This window comes from Vibrio sp. YQ_11 (assembly GCF_043103065.1).
GTDB classification, from domain to species: domain Bacteria; phylum Pseudomonadota; class Gammaproteobacteria; order Enterobacterales; family Vibrionaceae; genus Vibrio; species Vibrio parahaemolyticus.
The window spans coordinates 1-615 of record NZ_JBICJM010000040.1 but is presented as its reverse complement, the minus strand read 5'-3'; the positions used below and the strand labels follow the sequence as shown (position 1 = coordinate 615).

At 42.1% G+C, this 615-nt stretch carries 1 protein-coding gene; it reads left to right on the top strand.

Features of this window, described 5'->3' with window-relative positions; translation table 11 throughout:
- Positions 1 to 259: 259 nt before the first annotated feature.
- The gene (locus tag ACF8EG_RS15825) at positions 260 to 385 is read left to right on the top strand and encodes a hypothetical protein (RefSeq protein WP_276428179.1); all 126 of its coding nucleotides are present in this window, start codon (positions 260 to 262) and stop codon (positions 383 to 385) included.
- The last annotated feature ends 230 nt before the right edge of the window (positions 386 to 615 follow it).

Here is a 615-nt window from a genome sequence, read left to right as displayed (position 1 = left end):
AACGTAACCAAATCAAAAGGTTTAAGGGCAGGGAGTCTGAAAGTCAGAAGTTAGATCCTAGTTGGTATAATAGTTCTGATGTGATTTGGCAGTTTCATTTCTCAGGTTCAATTTTCAGCAAACGATCGCTCACTTGTTCTTTGTTTTTGAAGTAGTTTGTACAATCGAAGCGACATTGTTTGTTGAAAATAAGCTCGGCGAGTTTGTCGTTCTAAAAGCTGATTTACGCGCTGAAATGCAATTTTCTTTGGTGGTGTAAGTGCTACGTGGTTTCAGTGACTTTGTTGAACCTCCGCATTGTGAGATTGTTGGCACAAAAGTGCTTGTTGGTGTTGTAAGTCAGTTTTCTGCGGCGTTGTATGTTCTACGTGGTTTCATTGAGTAGCCGCTTTGAAACTACGCCTGACTTGAATGCATCAAAGTACATAAAATTTGATGTTGGCAAAGTTCAAGCTGTCATAAAATCAGCGTTTGGGTCTGGCAACTAACAAACGCTTCAAGACGGATTCGCAACGCGTGGCATTTGTGGTTTGCGGCAAATTTAGTGATTTAGGTGGTGTGCGGAAACATCGCTTTGCGTTGCTCACCACTTAAGCGGGCGTTAGTTGCCAAGGA